Source organism: Bacillus sp. BP-3 (assembly GCF_028401955.1).
Taxonomy (GTDB): Bacteria; Bacillota; Bacilli; order Bacillales; family Bacillaceae_G; genus Bacillus_A.
Genome location: NZ_JAQOTJ010000051.1, coordinates 1 through 1674 on the forward strand (window position 1 = coordinate 1; position 1674 = coordinate 1674).

Consider the following 1674-nt stretch of genomic DNA (forward strand, 5'->3'; position numbering starts at 1 on the left):
CTGAAAAACACCCTTTACGTAACGGACAAACTGCACAATCTGCTGGATTAGACTTATATTGACGATATCCTTCTCGAGGTTCTGTTGCAAAGCTTGAAAAAAGTATAAACAGGTTGGTAAATGAGGAACAATGTTTAGGAAGTAGCTAGTAATTGTTGAAGTTCATTGTACGTTGAAAAGGCGGAGTCTCCTTGAAGACTTCGCCTTTGTTTATATAGGGCATGAATGGTTTCGATACCTTTTATCGTACGTGAGGTTCTGGTGCAAAAATGCTTTACTAGAAACATAGAACGGCAATCTCCTGTTAACTGGGAGATTAAACAGCTAATCCAAACAATTTATGAATGAATTCAACTTCATTTTGGACAGATTTCACCCTGTGGTGAAGTTGTCCTTTTTTCATCATATGCATAGCTTCGATGCCACTTAAAATTAAAGTAGCTGTACGAAGTGACTTCAATCCTAACATAGAACGAACTCGCTTTTTGATAAAACGATGATCTTGCTCCACTATGTTATTCAAGTACTTCTGCTGTCTAAGTTGCATACCGTCAGGTATGCTTTTCTCTTTTTTCAACTGTTCAATTGCTATAGCATAAGCCGGATTCTTATCCACCGTAATGACACGAGGTTTAGAAACATGAAAAGACCGCAAAGCTTTCTTGAAGAAGCGCTTTGCAGCCTTTGTGTCTCTTGTTTCACTGAGATAAAAATCAATCGTGTTTCCTTCGGAATCCACTGCACGATATAAATACATCCATTGACCTTTTACTTTGATATACGTTTCATCGACCCTCCAGGAGTCATTTGTTGCCCTAAGATGACGCCGTATTCTTTCATCTAATTCCGGCCCATATTGATGAACCCAACGCATAATCGTTGTGTGAGCCATCGATAGGCCACGCTCTCCCATCATTTCCACTACATTACGAAAACTCAAGTTGTATCGCAGGTACCATCTTACCGTTAACAAAATAATGTCAGGCTGATAATGTTTCCACTTAAATAAATTTTGCTTTTCCATACTGATCACGTCCCTTTTTTAGATTGGTAGTATCAGTATGTCCAAGATTTAGAGATTACTTGCATGTATTTTGAAGTTTTTGCACCAGAACCATCTGGTCTAAATCTAATAAATTATGTTTAGTTATGAGTTAATAGTTACTGAATTAGAAGCAATTAATAAACATAATTTATCTTATATTTAGTTTTTTAGTGTACCTTTTATTGATCCAATGAAAATTCCTAAATCATAGAATGTTTGTGACGGACTAGCGTACGAATCGTCTCACTACCCCAAATTGGTGGTTTACTCAATTTCTTTTTGAATGGCTCCAAAAAGAATGAATTCTTGCCGTGCCCCTACAATTTTCTTTTTTTGATATGGTGAGGCCTAAATCCTTAAGTTGATGGGCATGTGACGTGACCCCATCGCTATCAAGCTAAGCTCATACAACGTCAATTATAGTAAAGGTTGTTTCTTTTTTCTAAAGGCTACGTGTAAAGAATTTAAAGATTTGCATACGAAATAAACCCTAATGGGTTTCATTTTTAAAATTTAAGCCGCTTGATTATCAGACATGGTACAATTGTAAACGACACCTAATATATCAAAGACTGTTTTCTTCTTATACCTATGAGATTTTCGCCCGTTTTGCTGTAGGAGGTTGAACA

The 1674-nt window shown here is 36.7% G+C and carries 1 protein-coding gene and 1 pseudogene; both read right to left on the minus strand.

The window, feature by feature from the left end; genetic code table 11:
- Positions 1 to 134 precede the first annotated feature (134 nt).
- Positions 135 to 257 (minus strand): annotated as a pseudogene (locus PLX19_RS25870) (IS6 family transposase); the annotation flags it as partial.
- A gap of 59 nt (positions 258 to 316) precedes the next feature.
- Positions 317 to 1024: an IS6 family transposase gene (locus PLX19_RS25875; protein ID WP_272191797.1), complete on the minus strand. Its 708-nt coding sequence runs from the start codon at positions 1022 to 1024 to the stop codon at positions 317 to 319.
- Between the last annotated feature and the right edge of the window lie 650 nt (positions 1025 to 1674).

What these genes read in the sequence shown, in the direction of transcription:
- PLX19_RS25875 (WP_272191797.1), bottom strand. Translation starts at nt 1,024, where the DNA reads ATGGAAAAGCAAAATTTATTTAAGTGGAAACATTATCAGCCTGACATT.